Here is a 19799-nt window from a genome sequence, read left to right on the forward strand (position 1 = left end):
CTGAAAAAAAGACCAGAAACTTCATTTTAGAAATAGTAAAAGAGCTTTATTTCAATAATAAGGCTTTAAGGTCACTTTCGCTCATATCATCGAAAGCCCCGGCTCTTGTATATTTTATATTTTGCAACTTATCTAAAATAAAGGTAGTTGGGAATACTCCGACTTTTGATTTTAAGCTCTCTCTGCTTCTTACAAAAACAAAATCATAGCCTTCCTTTTCTTTAAATGCTTTTATAACTTCAGGCTTTTCATCAGATATCATAATAAATACATATTCATTTTTTATCTGATTATAGGTGCTTTGTAAAAGAGGCATTTCTTTTCTGCAGGGAGCACACCACGTTGCCCAGAAATTAACCAGGATTTTTTTGTCAGAAAATTGAGTAATGTCAAAAGGTTTTCCGTCAAGTGTTTCCAGATTAATATTTAAGTTTTTAAAATTTTTGCTGCTGCTTACTTTATTATACTGTTCAATGCTTTTCTTTGATACATAATATACATAGGCTAAAAAAGAAAATGCAGTTATACTTCCGAAAATTAAGCCCCAAATAAGGCCTTTTTTTAAAAATCTGTTCATAATTTTAAGCTGTTACTGATAAAAATCCGGTTAAATAAGAAATCGTTAAGATTACAGCGGTGCTCAATATAAAGCCCATAAGAAAACCAGAAGTAGTGAGTAAAAAATTGTTAATATTCATTATTGCGTTATTTGTTGCAAAAATACTTTTTTTTTAAATAATTATTGTTTTTGTTGGGTTATATTTTATTTATATTCAATAATTTTTATTATTGTTGATTATTTTGTAAATTAAATTCGTGTTTTATTATTTTTTTATCTATAATATAAAAGCAAATCAATGTTTCTTGTGAATGAATTTCATAACTTCCGTCTCAAGCCGGCCAGAATCTGAAATTATCAGCCAGGACTATGGTTACAATGATAAAGTTTTGCAATCACTGATAAGATTGCTTACATTTGTTTCATGTCTGCACTAGAAAAATTCGGGGTTGAAATTTTTACCCAGCACAATATTTTCGAGAGAATTTCTGCGGATAAACCTTTCCGTCCGGAGAATCCAGCCTTTATCTTTATCAAGTCGGGGTCTATAAAACTTCGTCAGCATTTCAGTGATCTGGAACTTTCCGCTAATATGTTTATGGTAACTGACCCGCAGACTATCTATGAAATGGTTTCCGTGAGTGATGATTTCCAGTCCAGAATGGTTTCCTACAAAAGAGAATTTATTTCAGCATTATCACTGAAGTTCAACAGGCTGATCACTTACCGTTATTTCAGACAGCAGATGAATAAAGGAGTGCCTTTCCCGGAGGATGAAATGGAAGTTGTCTGGAAAAGTGTCAATTTCCTGAAGTATATTTTAGATTCCGAAACAGAAATGTTGTATAAAAAAGAGATGGTAGAGCACCTGTTCTCTGTTTTCTGTTATCAGATGGCCGGGATTATCTCTAAAGAAGACAGCTATTCGATGAGTCAGATGTCCAGACAGGAGGAAATTGTTTTTGTATTTCTTACTGATCTTGCACAGCATCATCTTACCGAACGAACTGTAGAATTCTATGCCGAGCGCCAGTCGATTACAACCAGACATCTTTCATCGGTTGTAAAGTCTATTACCGGAAAATCAGCAAGCCAGATCATTGCCCTGATTGTAATGAATGAGGCTAAAGTACTTTTAAACTCTTCTAAAAAACCGGTTTCGGAGGTGTCATCTATTCTTGGTTTCAGCGATCAGTACTCATTTTCACACTTTTTTAAAAAGCATATGGAAGTGAGTCCAAGCCAGTACAGGCATCAGTTCGAAAATTAGAATCTTACATTTGAACATCTTTTTCCAAAAATCAAACATTTGTTTGAATTGTATGCTGCCGTAACTTTGTTCCTGTAAAACAAGGTACAATGACAAAGAATGTAAAAACAGCACTATCACTTGTGATAGCATTGCTTCCTGCGCTGTTTTTTTCACAGCAGTCGCGGGAAATGACGGCAGGTGAAGTCGCCGAAATGGCAGTACAGAACCACCAGCAGTTAAAAGTTTCTGCTCAGAATATAGATATTGCCAGACAAAGCACCAATGTGGCAAAGCTTCAGAAACTTCCCACAGTTACTGCATCCACAAGCCAGTTCTATTTAGGAAATGCAGTGGCAATTGATAAAGACTTTTCAAATTCCACCAAAGTTCCCATGCCTCATTACGGGAGTTCATATGCCGTACAGGCTACCCAACTGATCTTTAAAGGAGGATTGGTAACCAAGTCTATTGAAGCAGCGGGCCTTCGTGAACAGCTTTCTGAGCTGGATCTTGAAAAAAACAGACAGGATGTGAAGTTTCTTGTCATCTCCAGCTATCTGGATGTGTACAAGATAATGAATCAGGAGTCCGTATTTCAGAATAACAAAAAACTGGCTCAGGAACGTCTTAAAAATATCCGGAAATTTTATCAGCAGGGAATGGTAACCCGAAACGAGGTAATCCGTGGCGAGCTGGCCATCAAAAACCTTGATCAGGGAATTCTTACACTGGCCAACAACAGGAAAATTCTGAATTATAATTTAAATATTGCCTTAGGACTTCCGTCTGATACAGAGATCATCCCTGTGGAAAGCTTAACAGATAAAGAATCAGGAATCGGAATGGATTATTATCTGAACCTCGCCCATGAAAGCAATCCCCAACTGAGATCGGCCCAAAAGAATATTGATCTGGCCAGTAAAAATATTGAGATCATTAAAACAGATCAGATGCCGACTCTTGCCGGATTTGGAGGTTACACGCTGCAACGTCCGATCACAACAAGAAATCCCGTTCTGGATATGTATTCCGGAGGATGGCAGGCCGGAGTTTCTTTAAGTTATAATATTGATAATCTTTACAGAACGAAAGAAAAAGTAAAACTTGGAGAATTACAGAAAACCCAGGCCGGAGATGCCATGACACTGGTACAACAGAATGTGGATATGGCTGTAAATGCAGCCTATGTAAAATATCAGGAATCTATTCAGCAGGCAGAAATTCTTAATGATTCAAAAAGGCTTGCAGAGGAAAACTATAAGATCACGGAAGCAAAATATCTGAACCAGCTTGCGGTACAGGCCGAAATGATCGATGCCCAGAACCAGAAGCTTCAATCCGAGCTGGATTATGCGAATGGAGAGATCAATGTACTGTACCAGTATTATAATCTTATCAAAGCTTCGGGAACACTTTAATCTTTTAAACTGAAAAACAAACAATGGAAAACAAGGGACAAACTACTCAAAATACACAGACAAATCCGGGGCAATCGGTTGCATCCAATAAAAAGAAAAAGAACAAAACCAATAAGGTCCGGGCTATTATTTCAAATATCGTCGTATTTCTGGTAATAGGATTCGGATTATACTGGCTGGTACGTGAATATTTCCACATCGGAGATAAAACCTATACAGAGGCAGCTCAGGTAGAAGAATTTATAAATCCGGTCAATACAAGGGTGTCTGCCTATATCAAAGAAATAAAATTCATCGAACATCAGAAAGTTAAAAAAGGAGATACGCTGGTTGTTCTTGACAAAAATGAGATCCTTACCCAGCTTGGACAGGCAGAAGCTGCTTATCAGAATGCACTGGCGCAGAGATCGGCAACCAGTTCATCTGTCAATACGGTTTCCAACAATGTTAACGTAATGGAATCTAATATTGCCGGAGCAAAAGCAAGATTATGGAATGCTGAACAGAACCTGAACCGATATAAAAATCTCCTCGCTGCTGAAGCAGTGACAAGACAGCAGTACGACCAGGTGAAAACGGAGTATGATGCCCAGAAAGCAGCTTACGAAACACTGGTTAATCAGAAGCAGTCCGCTAATCTTTCCACAACGGAGGTGAAAAGCCGCCTGGGTATCAATGATGCGGAGATTAAAAGAACAAAATCAGCTTTGGATATGGCGAAGATCAACCTTTCCTATACGGTAATCACAGCTCCTTATGACGGGGTAATGGGAAGAAGAACAATTGCAGAAGGACAGCTGATTCAACCGGGGCAGCAAGTAGCCACCATTGTATTGAACGGACAAAAGTGGGTAACCGCCAATTTCCTGGAAAGACAGATGCCAAATATTAAGATCGGGGAGAAGATGATGATGACAGCTGATGCTTTAGGCGGGAAAAAATTTGAAGGGGTAGTGACTGCCGTTTCTGCGGCTACCGGATCCAGATATTCCAGCGTTCCTACCGATAACTCTACGGGGAATTTTATCAAGGTACAGCAGAGAATTCCTGTAAGAATAGAATTTACTTCTTCCAATAAAAAAGAAGATCTGGATAAGCTGAGCGCAGGAATGAATATGAATGTGAATATTAATAAGGACTAGAAGAGGTAAGATATCAGATTCCGGACATTTTGCGGTATGGAAAGCTACGGTTGAATGTTGAGAGTCTGCCATCTGATATCTGAAATCTATTATCTAAAAAGTATGTACAACAAAGGACTATATAACGACTGGGTACCGAAACCCGTACAGCTGCTGCTGATCGTACTGCTTCTGGCAGTGGTGATGCCTCTTGGCGGTGTGTACACAGGGAACATCAGTTATCTGGTGAGCGGTACCGGAGCTCTTACAGAATATTTTATGTGGGCCAACTATGCAACCACAATCGGGATGGGAGCCTGTATGCCTATTGTTCTCAGAATGAAGATGAGATTCAAGGTGAGAGATAAAATGGTGCTTCTTCTGGTGCTTCTGGGACTGTTGGGCTATATCAATGCAACCACTTTACAGCCCATGATCTTCGTTTTTACCTCTCTGATGATTGGATTTTTGAAGATGATGGTCACTATAGAGCTTTTCCTGCCGCTGATGATGATGATTGGAAATCGTGGAATGTTCTACGGCGTATTCTACACATTTGTTCTGGTGATGAACCAGGTGGCGGTTTATTACGCAGCAGAATTCTCACTTCTGTATAACTGGCAGCAGTTTTATTTGCTGACATCGGTTTTATGTTTTATACTGGCACTTATTCACTGGATTTTTATGCATGATAAGTATTTCGCACTGAAAGTTCCTCTGCACTATATCGACTGGCTGAGTATTTTACTGTTCATATCCACTTTCATGTTCTCTGCTTATGTATATTCTTTCGGAAGGCAGCAGGATTGGCTGAACTCAAAGAACATCATTAATGCGAGCATTGCTGCTTTTGTAAGTTTTGCATTGCTCACGATACGGCAGTCAACGTTAAAGCGGCCTTATCTTTCATTCAAGATATTTACTAAGAATAATGTACTGCATGGTCTTTTTATGCTGTTCTGGCTCGGAATGTTTTTAGGGACAGCCTCTATTCAGAATACATTTGCAGTAGGAGTTTTGGGGTATGACCAGTTAACCAATGCCAGACTAAGCGTGCTGATGATTCCGGGAATTATTTTGGCCGGGGCTATTGCCATATTCTGGTTCAAAAAAGAAAAGCCGTTAAAAATGTACATCTTTTCAGGATTCGCTGCGATGATGGGATATGCTATCATTATGTACTTTTCTATGGTATTGGAATTCAGTTATGACGGCTGGTATCTTCCGATGTTCTTAAAAGGTTATGGAATGTGCTCACTATTTATTTCTGTCTGGTTCTATACGCTGGACAAACTTGAAATGGATGAAATGCTGGCGGCTATCGGTTTAGTATTGGTTTGGAGAACTTTCCTTGCGGTAGGTATTTTTTCAACCTTATATTCATGGTTTCAGTACAGGTTTCAGGTAGTTGCAGTAGGAGATCTTGCTGTATATATGGACGGGATGACGGTGACTCCTCAGAATGTTGCAGCCAATATGAAGGCTATTCAGCTGAATGCGATTATTGCTGCTACTAAAAAGATCTTCGGATATATTATTCTGACAGGTTTTGGAGTGCTGTTCTATGTGATTACGCATCATTTTGGGGCAAAACGTTTTCAGTATCTGAGATTTGTAAGAGTAATCGGAGGTAAATCCGTAATTGCCAGAAGAAGGCTGAAAGAAAGAAAAAAATTATTAGAAGAAATAAAAGACGCAGCAGGGCCTGCAGTTTAAAGATACCTTGTTTTTCACAGTGAGATCCCGGACTTTACAAAAAAGTCGGGATCTTACGTTTTTTATAAACCGAGTATTTTTTAATATTCTCATAATCTGCAAGATTAGTGGGAAAAATAAAACAATTGGATGTTTGCTTTTAAAGCACTCTTTTAATTTGGTTTTAATGTTCCCTATAAATACAGGCGGTTTTCAGATTGAGAAATAATCTCCGGAAAATATGAAAAATTTCATACTTAATTGTTTTTATTTAGAAAGAATAAAAATTAAATTTGACGCATTATAAAACTTGAAATAAAAGAATGAAAAAGCAATATGCGTTAATAGGATTATTAGCTTCAGGAGTAATGTTTTCCCAGACCGCTAATGACTCTATAACCTCTAAGGGTATTGATGATGTGGTAATTGTAGCATCCCGAAAACCGACAAAAATATCTGATATTCCGGGAACCGTCTGGGTGGTACAGAAAGAAAAAATTCAGGAGCAGGCTAAGAGCGGAGTTCCTATCAAAGAAATGCTTTCTATCCTGATTCCGAGTATGGATATCGGACCACAGGGAAGAACCAACTACGGACAGAATATGAGAGGACGTTCTGCACTGGTAATGATAGACGGGGTCTCCCTGAACAGTATCCGTGCCATCAGCAGACAGCTGGACGCTATTGACCCGTTTAATATTGAAAGAATTGAAGTTCTTTCCGGAGCAAGCTCTATTTATGGAGGAAATGCAACAGGAGGAATTATCAATATCATTACTAAAACTCCTTCCAAAAACGGAATCAGCGGAGAAACAGAAGTAGGCGTAAGAACCGGATTTATGGGGAAAGATGATCATGATTTCCGTGCAGCCCAATCTATTGCAGGAAAAGGAGAGAAGCTCTTCGGAAGACTGGGCGTAGCTTACCAGCAGAACGGCGGGGTATACGGAGCAGATCAGAATCAGGTGATTACCGATATTACACAAACCGACCTTCAGTATAACCAGTCCATTGATATTCTTGCAACGGGAGGTTATAAATTTAACAACAAGCATAAAATTACAGCGTCACTTCAGTATTATAATTCTAAATTTAATGGCGACAGAAGTCTTTATTTAGGACAAAATTTAAGTGCGTTTACCACAAAAAATGCGTCCTTACTTGAAATGCGCGATGGCTTTTCATCAGATAAAAATGTAGGAACAGAACGTTTTATGGGAACCTTAGCTTATAATGCCAACGGTATTTTAGGCGGACAGGATCTTTATGTACAGCTGGCGGCAAGAGCGGAGAAGCTTGGGTTCTATCCTTTCCCCGGAACGGTAACACTTCAGAGCGGACCGATGGCCTATATGTCTTCTTCACAGCAGGATACGTATTATTCAGGAATCAAGGCATTATTATCAAAATCCTGGAGAACCTTGAACGTAACGTACGGAGTAGATGTAGATCTTGAAAAATTTGAAGGGACACAGTCTGTTTATGATCTGGCAAAGACCATGTCAAGCGGCGGCCTGGTTAACGAAACAAAATACAGCCTGGGAAGATATCCTACCAACCACTCACAGAGTTATGCGGGATATGTCCAGGCAAAATATGATATCCTTCCTAAACTTCAGATCAATGCCGGAATCCGTTACCAGAATATCAAGGTAAAAGTAGATGATTTTGTAGGCTCCGTACAGCAGACACAAGTGGCAATGGGCTATGGAAATTCAGCATCTGCCATTCCTGGTGGAGAAAGTTCCTACAATGTAACCCTGGCGAATGCAGGTCTTTTGTATAAATTCAATGAACAGCACCAGGCCTGGGGAACATTTTCGCAGGGAGTAAGCCTTGCAGATCCTTCCAAGTATTATGGAATCGGAACTTATAAGCTGGTGAACAATAACTGGGATGTAGTTTCCAGCATCAATGTAAAGCAGCAGCCTCTTCAGGCGATTAAAACCAACCAGTTTGAAGTAGGGTATCGTATGAACAAAGGCGGATTCAGAGGACAGATAGCTGGATTCCTGAGTAATTCGGATAAGACCGTAACAGTAGACAGAAAGACATTCCAGATCCTTGTTAATGACCTTAAGCTAAGAAATATGGGAATAGAAGCAGAAGTTTCCTATTCTATGAACAATGGAGTGTATTTCGGAGCCAGCGGACTTTTAATTAAGTCGGAAGTAGACAATCAGGGTGAATGGCAGAAACAGGAAATCTATAATGCTTCTCCTTCAAAGCTGGTTACCTATATCGGTTATAATGTTAAAAACTGGTCATTCAGATTCCAGTCGCTGCAAAATTTTAAGCTGACGGATGATCTTAAAAATGAAATAGACGGCTACAATACTTCTGACCTGATGGTAGGTTACCGCTTCCCATGGGGAAAATTCAATCTGGGAATCCAGAATGTATTCAATACAGATTACCAGACGATATGGAGCAAACGTTCCCAAGTATTGTACTCTACGTATGGGCTTCCGGAGCTGTTCAGTTATAAAGGAAGAGGAAGAACGTTTAACCTTTCTTATACCTTTGCTTTTTAGAACTTTAAATTAAGCTTGTTAGCCTTGATTTAAATTCATCGAATAAACCCGTATCTTTGCCACTTTGAAACGACTATGAAAGATTTAATGGGTAGAGCAGTCTGGGATTATTTTCATAACAAAGATCCTAAGGACCTGCAGACAGAAACATCAATTTCAGAACTGGATGAGCTTCCTGTGGCTTATCTTTTCAGGGATTTTGAGGTGATGAATAATATTGAACAGAAAGCACTGCAGCTGGCAGAAGGAAAAGTTCTGGATATTGGGGCAGGAGCCGGATCACACACTCTTTATCTACAGAATGAAAGAAATCTGGATGTGCAGGCACTGGATATTTCACCAAAATCTATTGAGGTCTGTAAACTGAGAGGAATAAAAAAAGCCGTTTGTGCAAATATGCTGGAGCTTTCCGGAGAAACATTTGATACAATACTGATGCTGATGAACGGAACCGGAATTTTTGAAAGTCTTGCAAAAATTGATACGTATCTTCAGAAACTGTATACTCTACTGAGCGATAACGGCCAGATTCTTATTGACAGTACCGATATTCTCTATATGTTTGACCGTGATGAAGATGGCGGAGTTTATATTCCCGCGGAAGGTTATTATGGTGAATTAGGGTATACGGTCCATTACAAAGGAGAATCCGAGGAACCGATTACCTGGCTGTATCTTGATTTTAATACCCTGAAAAATGCAGCAGAACATAATGGTTTTAAAATTGAAAAAATCATACAGGATGAAGATTCTTATCTGGCAAAGCTGACTAAAAATTAAAATACGGCTTACAGCAGGCATACATAAAAAAGACACATGGGATTTAATTCTCATGTGTCTTTATTTTTATATGAAGTATTGATTATCCTATTTCAATACCGTTCTCTACATTGCTGTCGTCCGGTGTTACGAAAGATAACTTCCCGTCAGGTTTTGTAGTCAATAACAACATTCCCTGAGATTCAATTCCTCTGATTTTTCTCGGAGCAAGGTTCAGTAAGATCATCACCTGTTTTCCGATTACTTCTTCAGGAGTAAAGCTTTCTGCAATCCCGGAAACTACTGTTCTTACATCTACACCTGTATCTACTGTCAGTTTTAAAAGCTTATCTGCTTTTTCTACTTTTTCAGCTTCAAGGATGGTGGCGGTTCTCAGGTCAATTTTCGTAAAATCATCAAAAGTGATTTCTTCTTTCATAGGATTTGCGTTAGGGTTGGTCTTTTTATTATTTTGTTTCGTTTGTTCCAGTTTTTGGATCTGGGCTTCAATAACATTGTCCTCAATTTTTGAGAAAAGAAGAGAGGCTTCATTGATTTTGTGGCCTGTTTCTATTAAAACAGATTTGTTTTCAACATCGCTCCAGTTCACCTGTTCAACATTGAACATGTTTAATAGCTTTTCAGAACTGAAAGGCATGAACGGCTCACATAACTGTGCTAAAGCAACAGCAATCTGTGCTCCGACAAATAAAGATTGTGCAGCCTTTTCAGGGGTATCCTTAATTGTTTTCCAAGGTTCTTCAGTCTGAAGGTACTGGTTTCCGAAACGGGCAAGGTTCATTAAAGCTGATAAAGCATTTCTGAACTCATAATTTTCAAGGAATCCTGAAATTTCTCTGGCCGCTTTATTGATCTCCTGTAACTCAGGACTATTGATATCACCTTGTGGAACAACTCCATCATAATATTTATGAATAAGAACAGCAACTCTGTTAATAAAGTTTCCGAAAATTCCTACCAGTTCAGAATTATTCTTCGTCTGGAAATCTTTCCATGTGAAGTTATTATCCTTAGTTTCAGGAGCTGATGAAAGAAGGGCATACCTTAGCACATCCTGCTGTCCGGGGAAATCTTCTACATATTCATGAGCCCATACTGCCCAGTTTCTTGATGTGGAGATCTTATCATTCTCAAGATTTAAGAATTCAAAAGCCGGTACGTTTTTCGGCATGATATAGTCTCCGTGGGCTTTCATCATGGATGGGAAAATGATGCAGTGGAAAACAATATTGTCTTTTCCGATGAAGTGAACCAGGTCACTTTCTTCACTCTGCCAGTAATCTTTCCAGTCTTTTCCGTTCTTTTCCGCCCATTCCTGAGTGAATGAAATGTATCCGATAGGAGCGTCAAACCATACATAAAGAACTTTTCCTTCAGCATTCGGAAGCGGTACCGGAACTCCCCAGTTAAGGTCTCTGGTCATCGCACGAGGCTTTAAACCATCATTTAACCATGATTTTACCTGTCCGTAAACATTAGGCTTCCAGTCATCTTTGTGACCTTCAATAATCCATTCATTCAGGAAATCTTCATATTCATTTAAAGGAAGGTACCAGTTCTTGGTTTCTTTAAGAACCGGAATATTTCCGCTTAACATCGATTTCGGATTGATAAGTTCTGATGGTGAAAGGGTAGATCCGCATTTTTCACACTGATCTCCATAAGCATTTTCATTCCCGCAGTTCGGACATGTTCCTACAATATAACGGTCTGCAAGGAATTCTCCTGCCTGCTCATCAAAATACTGTTCAGAAATTTCTTCCGTGAATTTGCCTTTTTCATAAAGCACCTTGAAGAAATCCTGACTGGTTTCATAATGCTTTTTAGAAGTAGTTCTGGAATATTCATCAAAGGAAATCCCGAGATCTGAAAACGATTTTTTAATGATCTCATGGTATTTGTCTACAATATCCTGAGGTGTTACTCCTTCTTTTTTAGCCCGGATGGTAATAGGAATACCGTGCTCATCCGATCCGCAGATGAATGCTACCTCTTTTCCTGATCTTCTCTGAAATCTTGCGTAGACATCCGCAGGAATATATACACCTGCCAAATGTCCTATATGAACCGGTCCGTTTGCATAAGGCAACGCTGCCGTAATCATCTTCCTGTTTGACATTTATAGTAAAATTTTAACTGCAAAGATAAGGATTATCTCATGAATTCTGCTGAAGCTTCCGTAATAATCCTTTTTTTGAAGTTTTAAAGGTGAGGAATATTACATTTAGTTAAACAAATGTTTAACTTTTTGTTAACTCATTATATATGCTATGTGATGCATAGGTCAATGTAATTAAATGAAACCCAGATTTTTAATTTGAAATCAACGGGTAATTTACATAAAATTATCTAAAATTTTAATAAAATTATGGTAATTCTTTTTTTTTTATAAATTGCAAGACTGGTTTGCCAGGCTTGTTAGAAAAACGAAACTAAAAAAAACGATATTGTGAGAAATTTTACAACGGTATTAAAAATAGCGCCCGCTTTTTTATTGGCCAGTACAATAATGCATGCGCAGGCACAAGACTCTCTGCCTAAGGAGAAAAAAATTGAAGAGATTGTTCTGGTGGGGTTTGGTGCTAAAAAGAAAACAGATTTAACAGGTTCTGTTACTGCTGTTACGGAAAAGGATTTTAATAAAGGAGCCATAGTTTCAGCTGATCAGCTGATTCAGGGTAAAGCTCCGGGAGTCCGAATTACCAGTGCTGGCGGTTCCCCGGATTCTGCGCCCAATATCAGAATCCGTGGTGGGTCTTCTTTAAGTGCTTCAAATAATCCATTAATTGTTATTGACGGAATACCCTTAGACGGAACAAATCCTGCGGGAATTAAGAATCCACTTGCACTTGTAAACCCGAATGATATTGAGTCGTTCTCAATATTAAAAGATGCTTCTGCAACAGCGATCTACGGAGCAAGAGCCTCAAACGGTGTTATCCTGATCAAGACTAAATCCGGAGGAGGGAAGTTGAAGATGAATTTTAATACCAATGTTTCCGTAGGGCAGGTCACAAGATACATTGATGTAATGGATTCCGGGCAGTATGTTAATTTTATCAAAACCTATTTTCCAAATGATGTATGGAAGCTGGGTGTAGGGGGAAATCCTTTAAACCCTACAACAATGGGAAAGGTATATGACACCAACTGGCAGGATGTAATCTACAGAAATTCTGTATCTACGGATAATAATTTCAGTGCATCAGGAAACCTGTTCAAAGTATTACCGATAAGAGTTTCTTTGGGATATAACAGAACAGAAGGGGTTGTGAAAAATGACGATCTTGAAAGATATTCAGCGACTCTACGTTTAACCCCAACTTTTTTTGACAAACATTTAAAAGTTGATATCAATGCTAAAGGGTACAGAATAGACAAAAAAACAATAGATGCTGATGCTGTAATTGGAGCGGCTTTATCCAGAAATCCTACATTACCCGTTTACAGTAGAGATGTATGGGGACAAGGAGGACCTAATTATTTCGGAGGATATTATCAGAATAATTATATGGCTAACGGGAAATATAATATGACATATGATTCTAATCCACTTGGAATGTTGGAGCAAAGACACCGCCCGGAGAATACCTACCGTTTTTTAGGAAATATTGAGCTTGATTATAAGTTTCATTTTTTACCAGATTTAAGAGCGGTTGTTAACCTTGGAATTGAGTCATCAAGAACTAAGATTAAAGAAACTTATGATCCGAACGCAAGAAATTCAGTCATTAATTTAGTTTATAACTCTCCTGATGATATACTGTATAACCCAGGTTTAGCTTACGCAGAAAATCAATACACAAATAACAGAAACTTTGATGCTTATTTGGTATACAATAAAAAAATCAATGATTTCTTTACCAACTTTTTGATCCAAGGGGGATATACTTATCAGGATTTCAGATATGACGGTAATAAGGAGCAGTTTTACGCAGACCCATCTGGAAGTGGAGTCCGTATACCGCAGCCTAACAGGGCTAATCCTACTTATGGATATTTCAATCATTTGAATCTACAGTCGTTTTTTGCAAGAACGAATGTTGATATTTTAAATAAATACTTATTCACAGCTTCATTCAGAGCAGATGCTTCTTCTCTTTTCAACGGCTTTAGCAATCAATGGGGATATTTCCCATCGGCAGCATTTGCATGGAAAATGCAGGAAGAATCATTCCTAAAAGACGTAGAAGCGGTAAAAGAGTTGAAATTAAGAATTGGCTGGGGACAGACCGGACAGCAGGATATTACACAGATTGCGAAGAGCTTTTATCCTTCACGACCTTTGTTTGCCTTAGGGGGAGAGACTTCTCAATACCTGCCTGGATATAATATTTATTCCGCTTTAGGGTTTAATAAGGATTTGAAATGGGAAACAACAACCAGCTGGAATATTGGAATTGATTTCAGTTTATTCAGAGGAAATCTTCTTTCAGGAAGTTTGGATTTTTATGACAGAAAATCTACGGACCTGTTATTGATGTCTCCACTCCCTCCAGGGCAGGGACTTACGAATGAGTTTGCAGCCAATGTAGGATCATTAAGGAACAGAGGAGTTGAATTGAACCTGAATGTTAATCCAATCAAAAATGAAACGGTAAACTGGAATATCTTTGGAAACATGTCCTATAATAAAGGGGAGATACTTGAGCTTGGATATTACGACAGAATTGCAGCAGGTGGAGACCTGCCTGTAGGAACAGGGGTGAAAATAGCCTATCATGTTGTAGGGCTTCAGCCTAATTCTGCGTGGATGTTTGAACAGGTATATGATTCCAACGGAAATCCAATTGCAGATACTTTTGTAGACAGAAACGGAGATGGAAAAATTACCGATGGAGATCGTTATAACGCCCAGCTTGTCCCTAATTTTACTTTTGGATTCGGTACTTCACTCAATTATAAAAAATGGGATTTTACAGCGAATTTCAGAGGTCAGATCGGAGGAAAAGTGTATGATGGAAGGCATGTTGCTCAGGGATTTGTTAATCAGGCCAGAAGTTCTAACTCAGAACACCTGAGCAACCTGCTTGATTTCAATAATGGAAGGTATTCATCTAATCTGGTGCAGCCTACAGATAATATGTATTTCTCAGATTATTTTTTACATGATGCTTCTTTCCTGAGATTAGATAATGTTACCTTAGGATATAATATTGAAAAGATTTTCGGAAATAAGCTTGACCTGAGAGTCTATGGCTCTGTAAACAATGCTTTCATTATTACAAAATATAAGGGACAGGATCCTGAAAACTTCGGAGGGGTTGATAACAACTTCTATCCAAGACCGAGAATTTATACATTAGGTTTCAATTTTAATTTTTAATCTGGCATAACAATGAAAAAGATAAAAATATATAGTTTAGTAATAATGGCAGGTTTGTTTTTTAGTGCCTGTACTAGCGATCTGGAAACAGAACCAAAATATGAACTCACATTGGAAGAACTTTTGATAAGAGATCCCAATGCAGTAGAAGGACTTTTGTCCAGAATGTATTCTACATTCGCTTTGTCAAGTGTAAGTGGCCCTGGCGATTCTGATATCGCAGGAGCCAATGCAGGAGAATCTCCATTTATTCGGGGTTTAGTAAATCTTAATGATTTTACAGCTGACGGAATGAAAAACAGATGGGGAGATAATGGTCTTGATCAATTAACAACAACTACAGGCTGGAATTCAAATAATAAATTTTTCAAATATGTTTATGACAGAATTTATTATACCATTCCTCAAACTACCAACTTGATATTGATCCTGAAAAATAAAGTAGATGTTGCTAATGAAGATCAGTATATCAGTGAACTACGTTTTTTACGAGCTCTTTCTTATTATTATCTTATTGACTTTTTTGGGAAAGGAGCATTGGTAAACGATACAACATTCGAAACAACAGCTCCGCTTCCAGAATCTTCCAGAACAGAACTTTTTAATTTTGTTGAAACGGAACTGAAAGAGATTGAAGGAAAAATTGCTCCGTCCAATACATACGGAAGAGCTAATCAGGCGGTTGTACAGATGCTTTTAGCCAAACTTTATCTGAACGCCGAAGTCTACACAGGAACGGCAAGATACACAGATGCTGCTACATATGCTTCTAAAGTGATTGCAAATGGAAATTATCAGCTTGAAACTAATTTTGCTAAAAATTTCAGAGCAGATAATAATACCTCCAAAGAAATTATTTTTCCGCTTATCGCAGATGCAATCACTTCACAGAGTTATGGAAATACCACTTATATCGTAAATGGTAACCTCAATTCCACAACAATGAATCTTGCCACTTATGGAGCAACAGAAGGATGGGGTGGGCACAGAGCTACAAAAGCCTGGTATGGCCTTTTTGCTCCTAATGCTGCCGGACTTGCTGCAAGTACTGATATAAGAGCTCAACAATTCTGGATGACAGGCCACAATTATGAAATGAATGATTATAAAGAGTGGACAGATGGTTACCCTTCAATTAAATTTACTAACAAAAACTCTGATGGAACAGGTAATGTGACTTCTTTTTCGTCTACAGATTTTCCGTTGTTCAGACTGGCCGATACCTATCTTATCTATGCAGAATGTGCTCTTAGAGGAGCGTCATCAGCAACGGTACCTCAGGCCCTTACTTATGTTAATTTAATCCGTTCAAGAGCTCATGCTGATGTATTGACAAACATTTCACTGCAGACAATTTTAGATGAGCGTGGACGTGAATTAGGCTTAGAAGGAGTAAGAAGACAGGATCTGATCAGATTTGGAAAATTTACAGGCGGGACTTACTTATGGCCGTGGAAGGGAGGTATGGTAAACGGAACTTCTATTTCTGATAACTATAAAGTTTTTCCAATTCCGGCATCAGCTCTTCAGGCAAATACGAATTTGACTCAAAATCCTGGCTATTAATTTAAAATTAAAAGAAATGAAGAATATCTTTAAAATTATATTTTCATCATTATTGCTGGCAATTGTTGTTTCCTGTGAAGATGATGATAAAATTACCTTAAACGAGACCTCTGCAGCAACATTAGCTGTAGATAAAAATACTGTCGTTCTGGATAATACAACACCTCTTGCAGAAGCTTTGAAATTTACCTATACTTTTCCTTCATATAATCCTGCGGTGGTGCCATCGTATTTTGTTGAGTTGGGTATAAAAGGAAATAATTTTGCCAAGACAGAAGTGTTGGTAGCACCAAGTGATGCTGCCAGTGTCTCTATAACACACAAAGCATTGAACGACCTGTTGCTTAGTCTGGGAGCTAAACCAGGTGAGGCAACAAGCGTAGAAGCAAGATTCAAGACTGCTTTCAGTGAACAAACCAATTATTATTCCAATGTTCTGAACCTTACAATAACCCCATTTGTAAGTATGAAAAATCTTTATCTTGTGGGAGGTGCTACAGAGTCAGGATGGGAAAATAATGCTAATAATCTGCCTGTATTCAGAGATCCTGCCAATGTAAACAAGTTTTATTATACAGGCTATTTTAAAGCAGATGGCTTTAAGCTTCTTGAACAATTGGGAGCGTGGCATCCACAGTGGGGGCTTACGGCAGGAAATGTTATGGTGAGTAATCTTGACGGCTCCAATGAACCGGGCGCATTTACCGCTCCTTCAGCAGGATATTATACATTTACCATTGATATTAATGCCAAAACATATTCTCTTACTCCTTATACCGTTTCATCAGCTCCTTATCCAACGATCGGAATTATCGGATCATCAACATCAGGCGGATGGGATGCTGATCAGGACATGACCGCTTCAGCTTTAAATCCTCATATCTGGAAAGTGACAAACATTCCATTAACGGCAGGGGAGGCAAAATTCAGAGCCAATAATAGTTGGGATGTAAACTGGGGAGGAAGCACACCTTTCTCAGGTATAGCATCAGCAGGAGGAGGAAATATTCCTGTAAATGAATCTGGAAACTATGATGTTTTCTTTAATGACCTTGACGGAAGATACCTGTTCATTAAGAAATAATTTCATACATATACTCAGAGACTGCTGCCTGAGCAGCAGTCTTTTTTATTTTTAAGTTTATAAATAGTCATTATGAAGAAAATTACTGTTGGAGCTCTTTTGCTCTCCATGATGTTTGTAGGTGTGAAAGCACAATCTTTAAAATCTCCGGACGGAAAATTTGAAATGAATTTCCAGCTGAAACAAGGAGTGCCTTACTATAACCTGAAATACAACGGGGCCGTAGTAGTAGAAGATTCTAAATTAGGATTACGATTATTTAAAGACACAGCCATAAAATTTGCTTCTGAAATTGCCAAACCAGAAGATGCAAAGTTCGACCTGAACAACGGTTTTGCGAAGGTAGATGAAAAAAGAGACTCCAAAAATGAAACCTGGCAGCCCGTTTTAGGAGAAAAGAAAAATTATATCAATCATTACAATGAACTGGCGGTAACGCTGAATCAGGCTTCTACAGACAGAAGCATTGTAGTGAAGTTCAGACTGTTCAATGATGGGCTTGGATTCAGATATGAATTCCCGCAGCAGAAAAACCTGAACTATTTCGTAATCAGAGAAGAAGATTCCGAGATCGATTTCCCTACAGACATGAAAGCCTGGTGGATGGTAGCTGACTATGATTCTCAGGAATACCAGTACCAGGAAACAAAAGTATCTGAAATCCCGTCAAAATGGGCTCAGGCTGCGGATGCCAATGCCTCCCAGAAGTTGATCAAAAATGCAGTTCAGTCTCCGCTAATGCTTAAAAAAGAAGGAAAAGATCCTCTTTATCTGAACGTTGCCGAAGCAGCTGTACTCGATTATCCTGCTTCCCACCTTGAAGTAGATGCACAGAATTTTAAATTCAAAACCCATCTTACTGCCGACAGACAGGGGGCAAAAGGATATATTCAGACCCCTTCCGTAACCCCTTGGAGAACGATTATCGTTTCCCCTAAAGCAGAAGAGGTAATGGATTCTAAAATGATCTTTAACCTAAATGAACCTACAAAATATACCGATACCTCCTACATTCATCCTACAAAATACATGGGAGTATGGTGGGAAATGATCATCGGTAAATCCCAGTGGGCATATTCTACAGCGGAAAACGTTCATCTCGATAAAACAGATTTTACCAAGCTTACCCCGAACGGAAAACACGCAGCCAACAATGCCAAAGTAAAGGAATATATTGACTTTGCAGCAGAAAACGGATTCCAGGGGTTGTTGATTGAAGGCTGGAATATCGGATGGGAAGACTGGTTCGGACATTCAAAAGAATTCGTTTTTGATTTCATTACTCCTTACCCGGATTTCGATATCAAAATGCTGAATGATTATGCTCATTCCAAAGGAATTAAGCTCATTATGCATCACGAAACGTCAGGTTCCGCAACAAACTACGAAAGATGGTCTGACAAAGCATTCCAGTTAATGAACAAATACGGATATGATGCCGTGAAAACCGGATATGTAGGAGATATTATTCCAAGAGGAGAACACCATTATTCACAATGGACGATCAACCATTACTACAGAATTGCCGAAAAAGCCAACGAATATAAGATCATGGTGAACTCCCACGAATCCGTACGTCCAACAGGAGAAAGCCGTACCTATCCGAACTATATTTCTGCAGAAGCAGCCAGAGGAACGGAATATGAAGCATTCGGAGGGAACAAACCGGATCACCAGACCGTTCTTCCGTTTACAAGATGGATGGGAGGATCTATGGATTATACTCCGGGAATTTTCCAGACCAAACTGGATTACTATTTCCCTGGAGATAAACGTTTCGTAAAAACTACACTGGTAAAACAGCTTGCTCTTTACGTAACGATGTATATGCCTCTTCAGATGGCCGCCGACCTTCCTGAGAACTATAAAAAGCACATGGATGCATTCCAGTTCATCAAAGACGTGGCAGCAGATTGGGATGATACCAAAATCTTATCTGCAGAGCCTGGAGATTACGTAATTACCGCCAGAAAAGCTAAAGGAACAGAAAATTGGTTTGTAGGAGGAATTACCGATGAGAACAAACGTGACTATACGGTAGATTTCTCTTTCCTTGATAAAGGTAAAAAATATGAGGCTGTAATTTATGAAGACGGAAAAGATGCAGATTACATAGACAACCCTCAAAGCTATAACATCTACAAAAAACAGATCACAAGCAAATCAAAAATTAATTTCAAAATGGCAAGAAGTGGCGGTTTCGCAATTTCTATTAAGCCTGTAAATTAAATTTAAAATTCATATGTTTGTTATACCCCGGCTCATTATACATTGGGAAATGGGCCGGGGTATTTAATTGGAATAACTGATAACCAAATGAAAAAAGCCTTTTGCTGATCCTTTTGCTCAGCTATTGTTCCATTTTTGGTCAGGAAAGAAAAAATATCGCTGCATTTGAGTTGGCTGGACATTCAGAAGCTTTGTGCATTCGTGGCCGTATAAATGATATAACAGCCTAATGGCT

General features: G+C 38.7%; 12 protein-coding genes. 10 read left to right on the forward strand and 2 right to left on the reverse strand.

The features are described 5' to 3' along the window. Positions 1 to 46: 46 nt before the first annotated feature. The gene (locus AOB46_RS05515) at positions 47 to 577 is read right to left on the reverse strand and encodes a TlpA family protein disulfide reductase (RefSeq protein ID WP_062697100.1); all 531 of its coding nucleotides are present in this window, start codon (positions 575 to 577) and stop codon (positions 47 to 49) included. Between the two features lie 406 nt (positions 578 to 983). Here AOB46_RS05515 and AOB46_RS05520 point away from each other — a divergent pair, with 406 nt between their 5' ends. From AOB46_RS05520 to AOB46_RS05545, 6 genes are all read left to right on the forward strand, one after another. Next, positions 984 to 1829, forward strand: a complete 846-nt coding sequence (locus AOB46_RS05520; RefSeq protein ID WP_062697102.1) for a helix-turn-helix domain-containing protein — start codon at positions 984 to 986, stop codon at positions 1827 to 1829. A gap of 89 nt (positions 1830 to 1918) precedes the next feature. Further along, entirely contained in the window at positions 1919 to 3229 is a 1311-nt protein-coding gene (locus AOB46_RS05525) for a TolC family protein (protein ID WP_062697104.1), read from the forward strand. Positions 3230 to 3252: 23 nt separating this feature from the next. After that, positions 3253 to 4371 (forward strand): HlyD family secretion protein, encoded by a 1119-nt coding sequence (locus AOB46_RS05530; protein WP_062697105.1) that lies wholly within the window; start codon positions 3253 to 3255, stop codon positions 4369 to 4371. 102 nt (positions 4372 to 4473) lie between these two features. Beyond that, positions 4474 to 6066 (forward strand): hypothetical protein, encoded by a 1593-nt coding sequence (locus AOB46_RS05535; RefSeq protein WP_062697107.1) that lies wholly within the window; start codon positions 4474 to 4476, stop codon positions 6064 to 6066. Positions 6067 to 6368: 302 nt separating this feature from the next. Further along, positions 6369 to 8579: a TonB-dependent receptor gene (locus tag AOB46_RS05540; protein ID WP_062697108.1), complete on the forward strand. Its 2211-nt coding sequence runs from the start codon at positions 6369 to 6371 to the stop codon at positions 8577 to 8579. Positions 8580 to 8654: 75 nt separating this feature from the next. Beyond that, positions 8655 to 9359 (forward strand): class I SAM-dependent methyltransferase, encoded by a 705-nt coding sequence (locus AOB46_RS05545; protein ID WP_062697110.1) that lies wholly within the window; start codon positions 8655 to 8657, stop codon positions 9357 to 9359. 82 nt (positions 9360 to 9441) lie between these two features. Here AOB46_RS05545 and metG read toward each other — a convergent pair whose 3' ends face one another. Continuing rightward, entirely contained in the window at positions 9442 to 11478 is a 2037-nt protein-coding gene (gene metG, locus AOB46_RS05550) for a methionine--tRNA ligase (protein WP_062697113.1), read from the reverse strand. A 330-nt stretch (positions 11479 to 11808) separates the two neighbouring features. Here metG and AOB46_RS05555 point away from each other — a divergent pair, with 330 nt between their 5' ends. The 4 genes from AOB46_RS05555 to AOB46_RS05570 all read left to right on the forward strand — a co-directional run bounded on the left by AOB46_RS05555 (position 11809) and on the right by AOB46_RS05570 (position 19564). Continuing rightward, positions 11809 to 14685: a SusC/RagA family TonB-linked outer membrane protein gene (locus tag AOB46_RS05555; RefSeq protein WP_131724322.1), complete on the forward strand. Its 2877-nt coding sequence runs from the start codon at positions 11809 to 11811 to the stop codon at positions 14683 to 14685. Between the two features lie 12 nt (positions 14686 to 14697). Continuing rightward, positions 14698 to 16251: a RagB/SusD family nutrient uptake outer membrane protein gene (locus AOB46_RS05560; protein ID WP_062697117.1), complete on the forward strand. Its 1554-nt coding sequence runs from the start codon at positions 14698 to 14700 to the stop codon at positions 16249 to 16251. 16 nt (positions 16252 to 16267) lie between these two features. Continuing rightward, positions 16268 to 17335, forward strand: coding sequence for a SusF/SusE family outer membrane protein (locus tag AOB46_RS05565; protein ID WP_082377027.1), 1068 nt, complete (start codon positions 16268 to 16270; stop codon positions 17333 to 17335). Positions 17336 to 17407: 72 nt separating this feature from the next. Continuing rightward, the gene (locus AOB46_RS05570; RefSeq protein WP_062697121.1) at positions 17408 to 19564 is read left to right on the forward strand and encodes a glycoside hydrolase family 97 protein; all 2157 of its coding nucleotides are present in this window, start codon (positions 17408 to 17410) and stop codon (positions 19562 to 19564) included. The last annotated feature ends 235 nt before the right edge of the window (positions 19565 to 19799 follow it).

Source organism: Chryseobacterium indologenes, from assembly GCF_001295265.1.
Taxonomy (GTDB): Bacteria; Bacteroidota; Bacteroidia; order Flavobacteriales; family Weeksellaceae; genus Chryseobacterium; species Chryseobacterium indologenes_A.